Here is a 15524-nt window from a genome sequence, read left to right on the forward strand (position 1 = left end):
TCTATCGGCCTAAGGAAATCACGCCATGAGTATCTTCTCCACAGGACTGAGCGGCCTCAACGCGGCCCAGAACGCCCTGGCGACCACCAGCAACAACATCAGCAACGTCTTCACCCCGGGCTACAACCGCGAGGTGACACTCCTCGGGCAGAGCTCCACCGGCGGCGGGGGCGTTCAGGGCAACGACATCCAGCGCCAGTTCAACGACTACGTCGCCTCGCAGCTCAACGCCGCCACCAGCAAGTCCAGCGCGCTTGAGACCTATGCCAACCAGGTCGGCCAGATCGACAGCCTGCTGGCGGATCGCGAGGCGGGCCTCGCGCCCCTGATGCAGAACTTCTTCTCCTCCCTGGAGGACCTGGCCAGCGCCCCCTCGGACCCGGCGGCCCGCCAGGGCGTGCTGGGCTCGGCCGATACCCTGAGCGCGCAGTTCCGCTCCTTCGACGGCTACCTGCAGGACATGCAGGAGGGCATCAACGGCCAGATCGCCGACGAGGTCACCCAGATCAACAACACCACCGAGCAGCTCGCCGGCCTCAACCGCGAGATCGCCCTGGCCCGGGCGCGCAGCGGCGAGGCGCCCAACGGCCTGCTCAACCAGCGCGACCGGCTGGTCAACGAGCTCAGCGAGCGCATGGACGTGCGACTCAACATCCAGGACGGCAAGACCTACAACGTCAGCCTGCCCAACGGCCAGCCGCTGGTCGCCGGCACCCAGCAGTTCACGCTCGAGGCGATGGACTCCCCCGTCGATCCGGAGCGCACCGTGCTGGGCTATCGCGACTCTGCCGGGACCCTGGTGGCCCTGGACGAGGACACCGTCACCGGCGGCACCCTGGGCGGGCTGATGGAGTTCCGCGCCGAGACCCTGGACAAGACCCAGAACCAGATCGGCCAGATGGCCGTCTCCCTGGCCGTGGCGTTCAACCAGCAGCACGCCAGCGGCGTCGATCTCGACGGCGAGCAGGGCGGCGCCTTCTTCGAGATCGGCCAGCCCCGGGCGTATGCCCAAGAGGGCAACGTCGGCAGCACCAAGGTCGCCGAGACGGCCTTCGATGCCGCCAATATCGATCGGCTCAGGGCAACCGACTACACGGTGAGAGTCACCAATACGCCGGTGACGGGAGCTGCCGATTTCGAGGTGATCCGCAAGGACAGCGGCGAGGCCCTGGGCAGTGCCGATATCGGCTTCGATGCTACCTCCGGCGAACTGAGCTTCGGCGGCGTGACCCTTACCTTCGACGATACCGCAGTGATGGCGCAGAACGACCGCTTCGAGGTCCAGCCGGTGCGGCGCGCGGCCGGCAACCTGGAGAGCGCCATCGCCGACCTGGACAAGATCGCTGCCGGGGGCCCTGACGGTGGCAGCGGCAATAATGAAAATGCCCTGGCCCTGCAGGACCTGCAGGACGATAGCATCGTGAGCGGCTCGGCCAGCCTGAGCGGTGCCTACGGCGCCATGGTCAGCGACGTCGGCAACCGCACCAATATCGTGCAGGTCAATCTCGATGCCCAGCAGGGCCTGACCGACCAGCTCAAGGCCGTGCAGCAGTCGGAGTCTGGCGTGAACCTGGACGAGGAGGCGGCCAACCTGATCCGCTACCAGCAGTTCTACCAGGCCAATGCCAAGGTCATCGAGACGGGGACGACGGTGATCGACACCATCCTCGGTCTGCGCAACTGATTGTCGGAGAGCCCTAGATGCGTATCAGCAGCGTCACCATGTTCGAGCAGAGCGTCTCGTCCATGAATCGCCAGCAGAGCGATTTTCTCAAGGTCAGCCAGCAGATCGCCAGCGGCCGCCGCGTGGTCAACCCCTCCGACGATCCTCAGGCCGCATCACGAGCCGTGGGCGTCGACCAGGCCCGGGCTGTCACCCAGCAGCATGCGGATTCCCGGGTCAGTGCGCGCAACGCCCTCGCCCAGACCGAGAGCGTGCTCAACAGCGTCAGCGACGCCGTCACCAGCGCCAAGACGCTGCTGGTGCAGGCCTCGAGCGAGACCCTGAGCGATGCCGATCGGCAGTCGGTGGCCTCGGAGCTGCGCGGCGTCTACGAGACGCTGATCGGCCAGGCCAACGCCACCGACGGAAACGGTCGCCACCTGTTCGGCGGCTATAACGACAGTACCGAACCCTTCGTCAAGCAGGGCGGCAAGATCGCGTACGTGGGCGACGACAACGCCCGCGAGCAGCGTATCGACGCCTCGCGGCTGATGAAGGTCAGCGACAACGGCGAGGCCATCTTCCAGAGCGTGCCCAGCGGCGCCGGCCACGTGGCCACCGCGGAACCTGGCAACACCGGCAGCGTCACCTTCAAGGGGCCGCAGATCGTCGATCAGGAAAGCGTGAAGCCCAACCAGGCCTACACCATCACCTTTTCTGGCGATGCCGCCTCTGGGTACGCGTACGAGGTGCAGGACGGTAGCGGCAATCCTCTCACCCCCGCCATCGCCGGGGGCTACGACCCCGAGAGCGACGAGCCGGTGCGCATCGAGTTTGAGGGCCTCGCTCTGGAGCTCGAGGGTGAGCCGTCAGCGGGCGACAGCATCGCGGTCAACCCCGCGGATCAGGGCAACACCAGCCTCTTCGCGACGATCGAGAATGCCCTTGACGTGCTCGAGAATCCGACCGATAACGCCGCCGACCAGGCCGCCCTGCGCAACACCCTGAGCACCTCGATGCGCGAGCTGGACAACAGCCTGGACAACGTCCTGACCACCCGCGCCTCGGTCGGCGCGCGCCTCAACGAGCTTGACGTGGTCGACTCCGTCGGGGGCAACCGCATGCTCAACTACGAGCAGACTCTCTCCGACCTGGTCGACCTCGACTACGCCGAGGCGATCGGCGAGTACAGCCTGCGCCAGGTGGGCCTGCAGGCCTCCCAGAAGGCCTTCGCCGACATGAAGGGCATGTCGCTCTTCCAGTTCCTCTAGGCCGTTCCAGCTCCGCCAGCCCACAGCGCCCCGCGCCGATCCGGCCGGGGCGTCGTCGTGTCAGCCGGCCATCGGCAGCGGCGCCAGGGTCTCCAGCAGGTTCTGCAGGAAGGCCAGTCCCCGGCTGAACAGCCGCTCCAGGAAGCTTGCCAGGTCGGTCATCAGCACCATCAGCAGGATCAGGCCCACCGTCAGCGAGGTCGGGAAGCCGATGTTGAAGACGGTGAGCTGGGGCGCCGATCGGTTGAGGATGCCCAGCGAGAGGTTGATGATCAGCAGCGAGGCCACCAGCGGGAGGGCCAGCAGCAGGCCGGCGGTATAGATGGTCCCGCCGTAGCGGGCCAGCATGATGAAGGCCTCCGGGTTGAAGCGGCCGATGCCGATCGGCAGGGTCTCGAAGCTCGAGACCAGCACCTGCAGCACCATCAGGTGGCCGTTGAAGGCCAGGAACATCAGCAGCGTGACCATGTAGAGGATGCGCGACAGCACCACCATGTTGGTGCCGCTGGAAGGGTCGAAGAAGGTGGCGAAGGCGAGACCCATCTGCAGGCCGATGAAGTCCCCCGAGGCCTGCACCACGACGAGCATCACCCTGACCGTGAGCCCGATGGCGGCGCCGATCAGCAGCTGCTCGACCAGGATGCCCAGGCCCGCCCAGGAGACGAGCGGCACCTCGGGCATCGGCGGCAGCACCGGGGCGATCACCACCACCACGGCGCCGGCCAGGCCCAGCTTGGCCTGGCGCGGTACGCTGGAGTGGCCCCACAGCGGGGCGCTGAGCATCAGCGCGGTGATGCGCGCGAAGGGCCACAGGAAGGCGACGAGCCAGCCGTGCAGCTGGGCGAAGGTGACCTCCACCATCAGTGGGCACTGCCCTTCACGAGATCATCGCGGGGATGTTGCCGAACAGCTCGCGGGTGAAGGTCATGATCAGGGTCAGCAGCCAGGGGCCGGCCAGCACCAGCACGGCGAACACGGCGAGGATCTTGGGGATGAACGACAGCGTCATCTCGTTGATCTGGGTGGCCGCCTGGAACAGGCTGACCAGCAGGCCGGTGGCCAGGGCGGTGATCAGCAGCGGGCCGGCCAGCAGCAGCGTGACGCGCATGCCCTGGTAGGCGATGTTCATGACCTCTTCCGGTGTCATCGTGGTCTCCTCTCACGGCCGCGCGCGGTGCGCGGTATCCCGACATCTGGCCTCACAGATAGAAGCTCTCGGCCAGCGAGCCGATGATCAGCTGCCAGCCGTCGACCAGCACGAACAGCATCAGCTTGAACGGCAGCGAGATGGTGATCGGCGGCACCATCATCATGCCCAGCGACATCAGCACGCTCGCCACCACCAGATCGATGATCAGGAAGGGGATGAAGATCGTGAAGCCGATCTGGAAGGCGGTCTTCAGCTCGCTGGTGACGAAGGAGGGCACCAGTATCCGCATCGGCACGTCCTCGGGCCCCTGCAGCTCGCCGATGTCGGCCAGGCGGGCGAACATCGCGAGGTCGGGCTCCCGGGTCTGGGCCAGCATGAACTCGCGGAAGGGGCCCTGGGCGCGGGCGAGGAACTCCTCGAAGCCGATGGCGTCGTTGGCGAGCGGCACCCAGGCCTCGGCGTGCACCTGGTCGAGCACCGGGGCCATGATGAACAGGGTCAGGAAGAGCGCCAGCCCAAGCAGCACCTGGGTCGGCGGGGTGGCCTGGGTGCCCATGGCGGTGCGCAGCAGGCTCAGCACGATGATGATGCGTGTGAAGCAGGTCATCATCAAAAGCACCGCCGGCAGGAAGGCCAGCGAGCTGAGCAGCAGCAGGGTCTGCAGCGACAGCGACCACTGCTGCCCGCCGTCCTCCATCGGTCGGCTGACGATGCCGGGAATCTGCTGGGCCAGGGCCAGGGAGGGCGCGGCCAGCAGAAGTGCCACCGCCAGGGTCACCAGCACCCGTCGCGACACCCGCCGCCTCATGACGGGTCCCGTCCGCCGAGGCCGGCGTTGTGGCGGATCGCCTTGGCCAGCCGCGTGGCGAAGGCGTCGCCCGGCGCGAAACCCGGCCCGCCCGGCGAAGTGTCCTGCCCGGCGTCGACCGGCGCCGGCAGGTCGTGCAGCTTGTTGACCTGGCCGCCGCCGACGCCGAGCACCAGCCAGCTCCCCTCGACCTCGACGATCACCACGCGCTCCTTGGTGCCCACCGCGGCGCTGCCGACCACCCTCAGGTGGCGGCCGTGGCGCTGGTGGGGCAGCCCCCAGCGGCGCAACACCGCGGTGGCCACCAGGATGATTACCAGGATCAGCGCCAGGGCGGCGGCGGTCTTGCCCAGGGTCGCCATGCCGATCAGCGACTCGCCGCCGGCGACGACGGCGTCCAGGTCGGCGGCGGGGGTGTCGGTAGCGGCCGCGCTCATCGATTGAGCTTCTGGACCCGCTCAGAGGGGGTGATGATCTCGGTGATGCGGATGCCGTACTTGTCCTCGACGACCACGACCTCGCCCTGGGCGATCAGGTAGCCGTTGATCAGGATGTCCATGGGCTCGCCGGCCAGGCCGTCGAGCTCGATCACCGAGCCCTGGGCGAGCTCCAGCAGCTGCTTGATGGTGAGCTTGGTGCGACCGAGCTCCACGGTGAGCTTGACCGGGATGTCCATGATCATCTCGAGATCACGGCTCGCCGCCGCGCCCTGGCCGGCCTCGAGGGGCTGGAAGACGCTGCTGCCGGCGGATCTGGCGGCGGGCGCCTCGGCCTGTGGTTCCGAGGTCGGCTCGGCCGACTCAGCGGCCGCCTGCTCGGCCATCGCCTCCGCCCAGGGGTCGTCGTCGGCGTCGGGCGCTGCGCCCTGCTGCTCCGACATGGCGGCGGCCCAGTCGTCGTCGCCGATGTTCTGATCGGGCTTGTTGGGATCAGTCATGAGAGGATTCCTTGGGTTTCGGCCTGGCGCCCTTCACGAAGGCGTCGGTCGGCGCATGGCCGGCGGCATGGTCGAAGATGCGCAGCACGCGCAGGGCGTGCTGCTCGTTCTGGCTGCCGTATTCGCACTCCATCACCGGCACGCCATCCACGCTGGCCGTCACCGTTTCGGGAAGCTCCATGGGCAGCACGTCGCCGGCCTTGAGGGCCATGACATGGTCGATGCGGCTCGGGATATCGGTGAAGTGGGCGACCAGTTCGACCTCGGAGTGGCGGATCTCGCCGGCGATGCGTCGAGTCCAGGTGCCGTCCTGGTCCTTGCTGCCGTCGCTCAGGGGGTTGGTCAGCAGGTCGCGCAGCGGCTCGATCATGGCGTAGGGCATGCAGATCTGGAAGCTGCTGGCCAGGTTGCCCACCTCGAGGTTGAAGCTGGTATTGACCACGATCTCGTTGGGCGAGTTGGTGATGTTGGCGAACTTCGACTGCATCTCCGAGCGCAGAAAGCCGATCTCCAGGGGGTAGACCGACTTCCAGGACTCGCTGTAGGCGTCGATGGCCAGGTGCAGCAGGCGCTGGATGATGCGCTGTTCGGTGTTGGTGAACTCGCGCCCCTCGGACTTGGTCACGAAGCGCCCGTCGCCGCCGAACAGGTTGTCCACCACCATGAACACCAGGCTCGGAGGGAACACGATCAGCGCCGAGCCGCGTAGCGGCTTCATGGCGATCATGTTGATGTTGGTCGGCACCGGGACGTTGCGGGAGAATTCGCTGTAGCTCTGGTAGCGGACCGAATCCACGGTGATGTCGGCGCTGCGGCGAATCAGGTTGAACAGTCCCATGCGGAAGTGCCGCGCGAAGCGCTCGTTGATGATGTCCAGCGCGTGCAGGCGCTCGCGGATGATGCGGTGCTGGGAGGCCGGGTCGTAGGGGCGCACGCGAGACGTGGCGGGGCTGTTGGCCTCCGGCTCGTCGTCACCGCTGACGCCCTTGAGCAGGGCGTCGATCTCATCCTGGGAAAGCAGGTCGTCTTGGGACATGTGTGTTGCCTACCCTCGGCCTATTGAACGATGAACTCGGTGAAGAGCACGTCGTCGATGGCCAGCTCCGGCTGGTGCTCCGACATGGGTGCCTCGAGGGCGGCGATCACCTGCTCGGCCAGGCGCTGCTTGCCGCCCGGCGAGGTCAGTTCACTGGCCTGCTTGCCGGAGAACAGCATCAGCAGGCGGCTGCGCACCTGAGGCATGTGCTGATCGAGCACCGCCTGGCTCTGCTCGTCGCCGAGCTTCAGCGACAGGCCGGTGTAGAGCAGGCGCGGCCCGTACTCGTCGTCGGCGAGATTGACGGTGAAGGGCTTGATCGGCAGGAAGATCGGTGCCTGGGGTTCGGGTTCGGCCTGGGCGTTGAGTGCCGAGCGCGCCTCGTCCTCGGGCTGGCTGAGCACCATGTAGAGCGCCACCGCCGCCGCCGAGCTCGACAGGATCAGCAGCACCATCATCGTCCACAGGAGCTTGCGCGAGCGGCCACTGGATTTCGCCATTCTCATTCCTAGGTTGCAGTAGATTGCCGACACTGAGGCCGCAGTATGCCGGCCGTGAAGGGCTCATGATGATCCGAACAGGCCCGGGGATGGCGCCTATCTTGTGCGTTTGGCGCCCGCCCCGGGCGCCGCTCAGGCATAGAGGTCGACGCGCCCGTCCAGGACGCGCTCCCGGCTCCCTTGCTCCTCGAGGGTGACGGTCGCCCCCTCCTCGGCGGCATCGCTTCCCGCCGAGGCGAGCATCCCGCCGGGTCGGCCGGAGGCATCGTCGCCCTCGGTGCCGCCCTGGCGCTGCTCGCCCACCGAGGTCTCGCCCAGGCTGATGCCCTGCTCGGCGAGCGCCTCGCGCAGCTGGGGGATCGCCTGCTCCAGCGCCTGGCGGACCTGAGCATGGGCAGAGACGAACTGCGCCTGGGCGCCGTGGTCGCCCATCTTCAGCGAGACGGACAGCGGCCCGAGCTCCGCCGGGTGGAGCTTGAGCTCGACCCGCTGCTCGCCCCCGTGCTGGCTCAGGCGCACCAGCTGCTGGCCCAGCTGCTGTGACCAGGCGGGGCTCGCCACCGGCGCCGGCAGGCTGGCCTGGCCCGGCGATGCAGCGGTGCCGGTCGGTGATCCGGCGGTGCCGCCCGTTGCCGCGCTCATGGCGCCGGACATTGCGTTGGCCGCGCCCTGGCCGGCCGGTTCCTGACCCGCCCCGGTGCGAGGCGTCTCGCCGCGCTGCCCCGGCAGGGCATCGCCGGCGGCCGCGAGGCGCAACGTCTCGTCGCTCGCCGCGGCCTGGCCGGCGCCCTGAGGGGTGAGGCGCTCGGCCGCGGCGGCGAGTGCCGCTGTATTTGCGGGTGACGAGGCGGTAGCGCCGCGACGCTCGGCGGCGATCGCCTCGAGCAGCGGATTGAGGCGCACGGCGTCGCCCGCGGCCGGGTTGGCGGGATTCACCATGCCCGGCGTGCTGGCACCGGCCGGACCCGCGGCGGCCAGGGGGAGCACCGCGAGGGCGTCGTCCGCCTCGGGACGTCCGGCCCGCTCGATCAGCGCGAGACGCACCTGAAAGGCGTCCCAGATGCCGCTGCCCGACGCCTCGACATCATCCGACCGACGCTCGCCCCGCTGGAACCCCTGGAGCGTCGCGGCGAGGGCGTCCTGCCCCGTCGTTTCGCGACTGTCTGGCGGCGCGTCCCCCTGTCGCAACGCCACAAGGGCCGCTTCGATCTCCTCGGTCGAGGCGCCGAGCAGCGAGGCCAGCCGCTCGATGGAGGGGCCGTGCTCCTCCGGCCTGCCGCTGCCGGTCTGGGGCGCTGTCTCGCCCGGCACCTTGGTCAGCAGCGCCTTGAGCGCCTCGACCTGGCCGCGGGTCGCGGCCGGCGACGTGAGCGAGGCGTCGCTCTGCCCGCTCGAGGCCCGGGGCGACGTGCCGTCGGCCTTGCCAGCCCCGCTCCCATGGGCGTAGCTCGCCCCGGCCAGGTGGCGGGCGAACGCGCCGTCCGGTGCCTTGGCATCCCCGGCGGCGGTGCGGTGTCCGGCGGCGTTGCCGGGGGCGTTGATGAGCAGCTGGATATCCATCGACAGTCTCCTTGTCGGCTCAGTGCTCGAAGTGGGACGAGCGCTGGCGGACCAGTCGGTTGTTGACCAGGTCATCACTGACGTGCTGTTCCCGGCGTTGTTCGTCGCGGCGCCTGACGGCCTCCCGGCGCTCGGCCAGGGTGTCGTAGGAGGAGAGGCGCTGCTGCTGTTGCTGCCACTGTTGTCGGGTGCGCTCGACCCGCTGCTGCTGGGCGGCCAGGGCCTGGCGGGCGCGCACCAGGGCGTCGTCCAGGGAGGCGAGGAACTGCTGGTAGTTGCGCATGGTGGCCGGATCGATGCCGTCGCGCATGGCCGCGTTCAGCTTGTCGGCGTACTCCTGGCGATAGCGGTTGAGCGACTCGAGCTGCTGGCCGACCTGGCTCGCGGTGCGCTGCTCGCCGGCCAGGGTCTGGCCGGCCTGGTCCCGAGCCTCCCGGGCGAGTTCGACGAGGGTGTCGAGGGAGGTGCGATCACGGCTCATGGCTGTCCTCCGAGGACGCCGGCCAGGGCCTGGCGGGCATCGTCCATGCTGCTGCTCTCCTCGATCCGCTGCTGCAGGAAGCCCTCGAGCCGGGGATAGCGCCGCACCGCCTCGTCGAGCTGTGGGTCGTTGCCCGGATGGTAGGCGCCGACGCTGATCAGGTCGCGGTTGCGCTGGTAGCGCGAGAAGAGTCCCTTGAACTGCTGGGCCTGGCGCTGCTGCTGCGGGTCGACGACCGCGGTCATCACACGGCTGATGGAGGCCTCGATATCGATCGCCGGATAGTGCCCCGCCTCGGCCAGGGTGCGCGACAGCACGATGTGCCCGTCGAGGATGGCGCGGGCCGAGTCGGCGATGGGGTCCTGCTGGTCATCGCCCTCGGTGAGCACGGTATAGAAGGCGGTGATCGAGCCGCCGCCGCGCTCGGCGTTGCCGGCGCGCTCGACCAGGTTCGGCAGCTTGGCGAAGACCGAGGGCGGGTAGCCCTTGGTCGCCGGCGGCTCGCCCACGGCCAGGGCGATCTCGCGCTGGGCCATGGCGTAGCGCGTCAGGGAGTCCATGATCAGCAGTACGTTGCGTCCCTGATCGCGAAAGCCTTCGGCCAGGCGCGTGGCATAGGAGGCGCCCTGCAGGCGCTGCAGCGGCGAGGTGTCGGCGGGGGCCGCCACCACCACGGCGCGGCGCAGCCCCTCCTCGCCGAGGATGTTGTCGATGAAGTCCTGGACCTCGCGGCCCCGTTCGCCGATCAGCCCCACCACGATCACGTCGGCGCGGGTGTAGCGGGCCATCATGCCGAGCAGGACCGACTTGCCGACCCCGGAGCCCGCGAAGAGCCCCATGCGCTGGCCGCGGCCGACGCTCAGCAGGGCGTTGATGGCGCGGATGCCGACGTCGATCTGCTCCTCGATGGGCGCACGGGCCAGCGGATTGAGCGGCGGCGTGGAGAGCGGGGCCCGGGGCGCCTCGGACAGCGGCGCCAGGCCGTCCAGGGGCGCGCCGCTGCCGTCGACCACGCGTCCCAGCAGCGACTCGCCGAGGGGGAAGCGCCGCGCGCTGTCGTGGGCCCCATCGGAGAGCGCGAAGACCCGGGCGCCTGGCATCAGGCCGGTGATCTCGGCCAGCGGCATCAGGTAGAGTCGCTCGCCGGAGAAGCCCACCACCTCGGCCTCGGCGTAGCGGCGCGGCTCGCCCTGGCCCGCCGGCAGTTCGATGCGACAGGCGTTGCCCAGCGCCACCTGCAGGCCCACCACCTCGATCACCAGGCCGGTGGCCCGCACCACCCGGCCGCTGGTGCGGCAGGGCGGCAGCGGCGCCACCCGGGCGCGCACGCCGCGCAGGGCGTGCTGCCAGTGAGCCTGGTGGGGGTTGGCGGACAGCGACTCGGTCACAGCTGGGGCTCCTCCGATGTCTTGGCGGCGGGACGGCGATGGCGAACCTGGGCCTTCACGGCCTGCCAGCGGCTCTCCCAGGTGGCGTCGAGTTCGCCGTTAGCGCTGGTGACCCGGCAGCCGCCGCGGCTCAGCTGGTCGTCGGGCTGCAGCGTCCAGCCGGCGGCCGAGAGATCGTCGCCCAGGTGCGTCTGCACCAGCTTGTGATCCAGCGGATGCAGCCAGAGGCGCTGCTGGCCGACCAGCGGCGGCTCGGTGTGCAGCAGCGCGCGGACAAGCTCCAGCACCTGGCGGGGCCGCGACTTGAGGGCCTCGCCGGCGAGCTGGTGCCCGGTGGCGAGCGCCAGGTCGACCAGGTCCTCGGCGACGGCCTCGTCGAGCGTCTCGAGGGCCTCACCGAAGGCGCCGGCGAGTTCGGCCAGCGGCGAGAGGGTCTCGGCGAGACGCGCGTCAAGTTCCTCCTGTGCCCGCCGGCGACCCTCCTCGAGCCCTTGGGCCAGCCCCTCGGCATGGCCCTGCTCGCGGCCGGCCGCGAGGCCCGCCTCATGGGCCTCGCGGCGCACCCGCTCGCGCAGCGCCTCGAGCTCTGCCTCGCGGCGCCGGGCCTCACGCCGCTCGGCGGCCTGCTGCGCCTGCTGGGGGCTCTCCGGCTCGCTCGACGCCTGGCGCGGCGGCGCCTTGAGCTCGCCCATCTGCCAGCGGCGCCAGGGGGACGGGGCGTCGTCCCGCTGAAAGCCCTCGGACTCAGACATAGGTGTCGTCTCCGCCGCTCAGCACGATCTCGCCGCCGTCGGCGAGGCGTCGCACCACCTGCAGGATGGTCTTCTGCTCGGTCTCCACCTGGGAGACGCGGATCGGCCCGCGGGCCTCCATGTCCTCGCGCAGGAGGTCGGCGGCGCGCTGGGACATGTTGCGCATGAACTTGTCCATGAGCGTCTCCGGCGCCCCCTTGAGGGCCACCACCAGGGAGTTGGTGTCGATCTCCTTGAGGATCATCTGGATGCTGCGATCGTCGAGGTCGATGAGGTTCTCGAACAGGAACATCTCGTCGATGATCTTCTGGGCCAGGTCCTCGCTGTGGGAGCGCACCGTCTCGATGGCGGCCTCCTCCTGGTGGGAGTTCATCAGGTTGAGGATCTCCGCCGCGGTGCGGGCGCCGCCCATCTTGCTGCGCTTGAGGTTCTGGCCGTCGAGCATGTTGGTCAGCACCTCGGTCAGCTCCTGCAGGGCGGCGGGCTGCACGCCGCTGAAGGTCGCGATGCGCAGCACCACGTCGTTGCGCAGCTTGTCGTCGAACAGCGCCATCACGTCTGCCGCCTGGTGGCGATCCAGATGGATCAGCACGGTGGCGATGATCTGCGGGTGCTCGTCGCGGATCAGCTCCGCCACCATCGAGGCTTCCATCAGGTTCAGGGCATCGATGCCGGAGCCCGAGCCGCTGGTCTCCAGCACGTCCTCGATCAGGCTGGAGGCACGATCGCTGCCGAGCGCCTTGGTCAGCACCGAGCGGATGTGCTCGCTGGAGTTGAGGTTCAGCGCGATGAACTCCTCGGTCTCGTCGCTGAAGGCCTTGAGCACCTGGCGCATCTCGTCGTGGGAGATCTGGTCCAGGCGCGCCATTTCCGTGCTGATCTGCTGGATCTCGGAGGGAGAGAGGTACTTGAAGACCTCCGCCGCACTGTCCTCGTCGAGGGCCAGCAGCAGGATCGCGCTGCGCCGCGCCCCGCCCATCTCTTGAAGCTTACTCATGCTTGTTCATCCAGCCGCGTACGATCATCGCCACCATGCGCGGATCCTCCTCGGCCATCTCGCGAAGATCCCGGAGCTGGTCCTCGTAGGCCGAAGCCTTGCGCCTGCGTCGCGGCTTGTCGTAGGTGGTCTCATCTTCCTGGCCGTCCGAGGACGAGCCCCTCTCTTCTTCCTCTTCGCCGACCCGAGCCTGGAAGGTAGCGGCGGGCGACGCGACGGCCGGCTGCGGCGCCTGGCTGGCGCGCTTGATCAGCGGGCGCAGGATCAGCAGGTAGAGCAGCAGGATCGCCAGGCCCACCAGCAGGTAGCGGCCCAGGGTCAGCGCCAGCTGCTGGAGGTCGGGCTGCTGCCACCACTCGAGGGTCTCGACCTCCGGCGCGGTCCGGGTGAAGGGGCTGTTGACCACCGCGATCTCGTCGCCGCGGGCCTGGGAGAAGCCCATCGCCTGGCGCACCAGGCGCTCGATCTGCTCGATCTCGGTCTCGCTGAGCGCGGTGGGCTGCATCACGCCCTCGTCGTTCGGGGCCTCGCGATAGTTGACGACCACGGCCGCCGATAGCCGCTCCACCTGTCCGCGGCGATGCTGGACGTGGGAGATCTGGCGATCGACCTCGTAGTTGATGACGTCGTCGCGGTTGAGGTTGCGGGTCGCCGGAGCCTCCTCGCCGGCCGGCTCGCCTTCAGCGTCCGCCCCCTCTTCGCCCTCGGGCGGGTTCTCCACGGGGGAGGGCGCCGAGCCGGGCGGTGTGTTGCTCAGGGCGCCGGGGATGCCGCCGGCGAGGTCGTCGCTGCCGCTGTAGTTGACGCTGCTCTGGCGGCTGCGCACGGCGGCCTCGTTGGGCGCCTGGTTGGGGGCGTAGCGCTCCGAGGTCTCCTCGCGGCGGGAGAAGTCCACCTGGGCCGTGACCTGGGCCTTGACGTTCTCGCTGCCGAGTATCGGGGCCAGGATCGATTCGATGCGCCGCTGGTAGGAGCGTTCCACCTCGGCGATGTAGTCCAGCTGGGTGCCGTCCATGCCCAGGCCGTTGCGCTCGGGAGCGGTCAACAGGCGACCGTCCTGGTCGACCACGCTCACCGCCTCGGCGGCCAGTTCCGGCACGCTGCTCGAGACCATGTGCACGATGGCATTGACCTGTCCCTCGCCGAGCACGCGCCCGGGGTGCAGGGTCAGCACCACCGAGGCCTTGGCCGGCTCGCGGTCGCGCACGAACACCGAGTCCTTGGCCAGCGCCAGGTGCACCCGGGCGCGGTTGACCGGCCCCAGCGACTCCATGGAGCGCGACAGCTCGCCCTCCAGGCCGCGCTGGTAGTTGATCTGCTCGGCGAACTGGCTGATGCCGAAGGCCTGGTTCTCCAGCAGCTCGAGGCCGACGTTGCCGCCCTTGGGAAGCCCCTGTTCGGCCAGCTGCAGGCGCAGGGTGTGCACCCGGTCGGCGGGTACCATCAGCGCCTGGCCGCCCTGGCTGAAGCGATAGGGCACGCCGCGGGTATCGAGCTCGCCGATGATGCTGCCGCCGTCTGACTGGCTGAGGTTGCTGTAGAGGACGCGATAGTCGGGGCTGCGGGCCCACAGCAGCAGCGCGACGATGATGGCGATCGAGGCGGCGCCCGCGATCAGCAGGAAGATCAGCGGGTTGCCGCGCAGCTGCTCCTTCAGGCGCGCGACGCCCGCCGCGCCCTGGCCGGCCTGCGGGTGGGTGGCGGAGGCGCCACTGCTCATGCGGGCCTCCCGGCGCGGCGGGAGGCGTTGGCGAAGTTCGTCAAGGCAGAAGACATCGAGTGCTGTCCGTCCATCGCGGTTGACCGCCCTCGGAAATGGGCGGAATTCTGATGGCGGCCATTATCCGCCCCCGCTGTCACCCCAAAGGTCGGAAAAGCCCTGTTTTTATGAGGCAATTGGCCGCTTGGTCGCGATACAGGGGCTGGTAGCCTGCCAGTCCTATTCTCGTGTCCTACAGGCCAAGGTGGTTGTGATGAGCTCGCCCGCGATCGAGTCGGTTCTCTCCCAGATGCAGTCGTTGTCCAGCCAGGCGGCGTCGCAGCCGACCAGCGGTCAGCGTGTCGATACCCAGGTGGGAGGTAGCGGCTTCAGCGGCGAGCTGCAGTCGGCCATCCACCGCATCAACGAGCTGAAGCTCGAGGCCGGGGCCAAGGCCGAGGCCTTCCAGGCGGGCACGCCGGGCGTGGAGCTCAACGACGTGATGGTCGACATGCAGAAGGCGAGCGTGGCCACCGAGATGGGCATCCAGGTGCGCAACCGCCTGGTCACGGCCTACAAGGACGTCATGAACATGCAGGTGTGATCACGCCTCCAGGTGGATCAGCCGGCCCTGCAATTCGTCGAGGCGCTCGGCGACTCGCAGGACCTCCTCCGACGGCACCTGACGGATCAGCTCGCCGCTCTCGCGATCGACGATCCGGGTCACGAGCCGCGATGACGCCTCGCTCAGTTCGAACTCTACGCCGTAGGGGCGCATCACCTCGTTGATGCGCTGGATCGGCGCGACCAGCGCCTCCCGGCCGACGGCCTCCGTGCCTCCTCGCGCCCCGTCCGCCAGCGCCCCGCTCCCGGGAGGCAGGTTGCCCAGCAGGCTCTCCAGCCGCTGGCGGGGCGTCAGCGCCGAGGGAGCCTGAGGCGTCGCGGAGGTCTCGATGAGTGGTGGCGTCATGAACGGTGTCCCTTTGTTGTTGGCTCTGGTCGGGTGATGTCGGCGTCGTGGCGCGCTCTTCTTCCAGGACGCTATGGGTCTATCGGCCACGCCCCTTGCCGGCTTGAGTGCATGGCGTCCCGTGCAGCCGTTGTCAGAGCGGCGCAAGGCGTCTTCTGCTCGGTATTCCCCGATGGCCGTAGGCGCGCGATACCCGAGGGCGATCGCTTTATTCAGCATAAATTGATATACATCAATGAAACCTCAGCGCGTGCCTTCCATCACCGCGATGGAGAGCCTCTTGCACTACCCTCGTCGGCATCGATGACCACG

At 69.0% G+C, this 15524-nt stretch carries 17 protein-coding genes; 3 read left to right on the forward strand and 14 right to left on the reverse strand.

Going from position 1 to position 15524, the window contains the following annotated elements; all coding sequences use genetic code 11:
* The first annotated feature begins 25 nt into the window (after positions 1-25).
* The gene (gene flgK, locus FIU83_RS00505) at positions 26-1684 is read left to right on the forward strand and encodes a flagellar hook-associated protein FlgK (protein WP_152482256.1); all 1659 of its coding nucleotides are present in this window, start codon (positions 26-28) and stop codon (positions 1682-1684) included.
* 17 nt (positions 1685-1701) lie between these two features.
* Positions 1702-2934, forward strand: a complete 1233-nt coding sequence (flgL, locus tag FIU83_RS00510) for a flagellar hook-associated protein FlgL (protein ID WP_152482257.1) — start codon at positions 1702-1704, stop codon at positions 2932-2934.
* 60 nt (positions 2935-2994) lie between these two features.
* On the opposite strand, the gene fliR is transcribed toward flgL, so the two are convergent.
* The 13 genes from fliR to fliF form a co-directional block, all read right to left on the reverse strand.
* Positions 2995-3795, reverse strand: coding sequence for a flagellar biosynthetic protein FliR (gene fliR, locus FIU83_RS00515; RefSeq protein WP_152482258.1), 801 nt, complete (start codon positions 3793-3795; stop codon positions 2995-2997).
* Positions 3796-3811: 16 nt separating this feature from the next.
* Positions 3812-4081 (reverse strand): flagellar biosynthesis protein FliQ, encoded by a 270-nt coding sequence (gene fliQ / locus FIU83_RS00520; RefSeq protein ID WP_152482259.1) that lies wholly within the window; start codon positions 4079-4081, stop codon positions 3812-3814.
* Between the two features lie 52 nt (positions 4082-4133).
* Positions 4134-4892 carry a flagellar type III secretion system pore protein FliP gene (gene fliP / locus FIU83_RS00525; protein ID WP_152482260.1) on the reverse strand — a complete coding sequence of 253 codons (759 nt, stop codon included), beginning with the start codon at positions 4890-4892 and terminating at the stop codon, positions 4134-4136.
* Positions 4889-5329, reverse strand: coding sequence for a flagellar biosynthetic protein FliO (fliO, locus tag FIU83_RS00530; RefSeq protein ID WP_152482261.1), 441 nt, complete (start codon positions 5327-5329; stop codon positions 4889-4891). The genes fliP and fliO overlap by 4 nt, the downstream gene beginning before the upstream one ends.
* Entirely contained in the window at positions 5326-5829 is a 504-nt protein-coding gene (gene fliN / locus FIU83_RS00535; RefSeq protein ID WP_152482262.1) for a flagellar motor switch protein FliN, read from the reverse strand. Before fliN ends, fliO begins: the two co-directional genes overlap by 4 nt.
* Positions 5822-6865: a flagellar motor switch protein FliM gene (fliM, locus tag FIU83_RS00540; RefSeq protein ID WP_152482263.1), complete on the reverse strand. Its 1044-nt coding sequence runs from the start codon at positions 6863-6865 to the stop codon at positions 5822-5824. Before fliM ends, fliN begins: the two co-directional genes overlap by 8 nt.
* Positions 6866-6885: 20 nt before the next feature.
* Complete coding sequence (fliL, locus tag FIU83_RS00545; protein WP_152482264.1) at positions 6886-7365, reverse strand: flagellar basal body-associated protein FliL; 480 nt, start codon at positions 7363-7365, stop codon at positions 6886-6888.
* 132 nt (positions 7366-7497) lie between these two features.
* Complete coding sequence (locus FIU83_RS17510) at positions 7498-8925, reverse strand: flagellar hook-length control protein FliK (protein WP_216645045.1); 1428 nt, start codon at positions 8923-8925, stop codon at positions 7498-7500.
* A 19-nt stretch (positions 8926-8944) separates the two neighbouring features.
* Complete coding sequence (gene fliJ / locus FIU83_RS00555; RefSeq protein ID WP_152482265.1) at positions 8945-9406, reverse strand: flagellar export protein FliJ; 462 nt, start codon at positions 9404-9406, stop codon at positions 8945-8947.
* Complete coding sequence (gene fliI / locus FIU83_RS00560) at positions 9403-10794, reverse strand: flagellar protein export ATPase FliI (protein WP_301538564.1); 1392 nt, start codon at positions 10792-10794, stop codon at positions 9403-9405. The genes fliJ and fliI overlap by 4 nt, the downstream gene beginning before the upstream one ends.
* Entirely contained in the window at positions 10791-11546 is a 756-nt protein-coding gene (locus FIU83_RS00565) for a flagellar assembly protein FliH (protein ID WP_152482266.1), read from the reverse strand. Before FIU83_RS00565 ends, fliI begins: the two co-directional genes overlap by 4 nt.
* The gene (fliG, locus tag FIU83_RS00570) at positions 11539-12543 is read right to left on the reverse strand and encodes a flagellar motor switch protein FliG (protein WP_152482267.1); all 1005 of its coding nucleotides are present in this window, start codon (positions 12541-12543) and stop codon (positions 11539-11541) included. Before fliG ends, FIU83_RS00565 begins: the two co-directional genes overlap by 8 nt.
* Positions 12536-14263: a flagellar basal-body MS-ring/collar protein FliF gene (gene fliF / locus FIU83_RS00575; RefSeq protein ID WP_152482268.1), complete on the reverse strand. Its 1728-nt coding sequence runs from the start codon at positions 14261-14263 to the stop codon at positions 12536-12538. The genes fliG and fliF overlap by 8 nt, the downstream gene beginning before the upstream one ends.
* 253 nt (positions 14264-14516) lie before the next feature.
* Between fliF and fliE the strand changes: the two genes are divergently transcribed.
* A complete protein-coding gene (fliE, locus tag FIU83_RS00580) occupies positions 14517-14846 on the forward strand; it encodes a flagellar hook-basal body complex protein FliE (RefSeq protein WP_152482269.1) in 330 nt (109 codons plus the stop codon).
* Here the strand turns inward: fliE and FIU83_RS00585 are convergent, their stop codons facing one another.
* Positions 14847-15212, reverse strand: a complete 366-nt coding sequence (locus FIU83_RS00585) for a flagellar protein FlaG (protein ID WP_152482270.1) — start codon at positions 15210-15212, stop codon at positions 14847-14849.
* Positions 15213-15524: the final 312 nt, after the last annotated feature.

It is taken from the genome of Halomonas sp. THAF5a, assembly GCF_009363755.1.
Lineage (GTDB): Bacteria > Pseudomonadota > Gammaproteobacteria > Pseudomonadales > Halomonadaceae > Halomonas.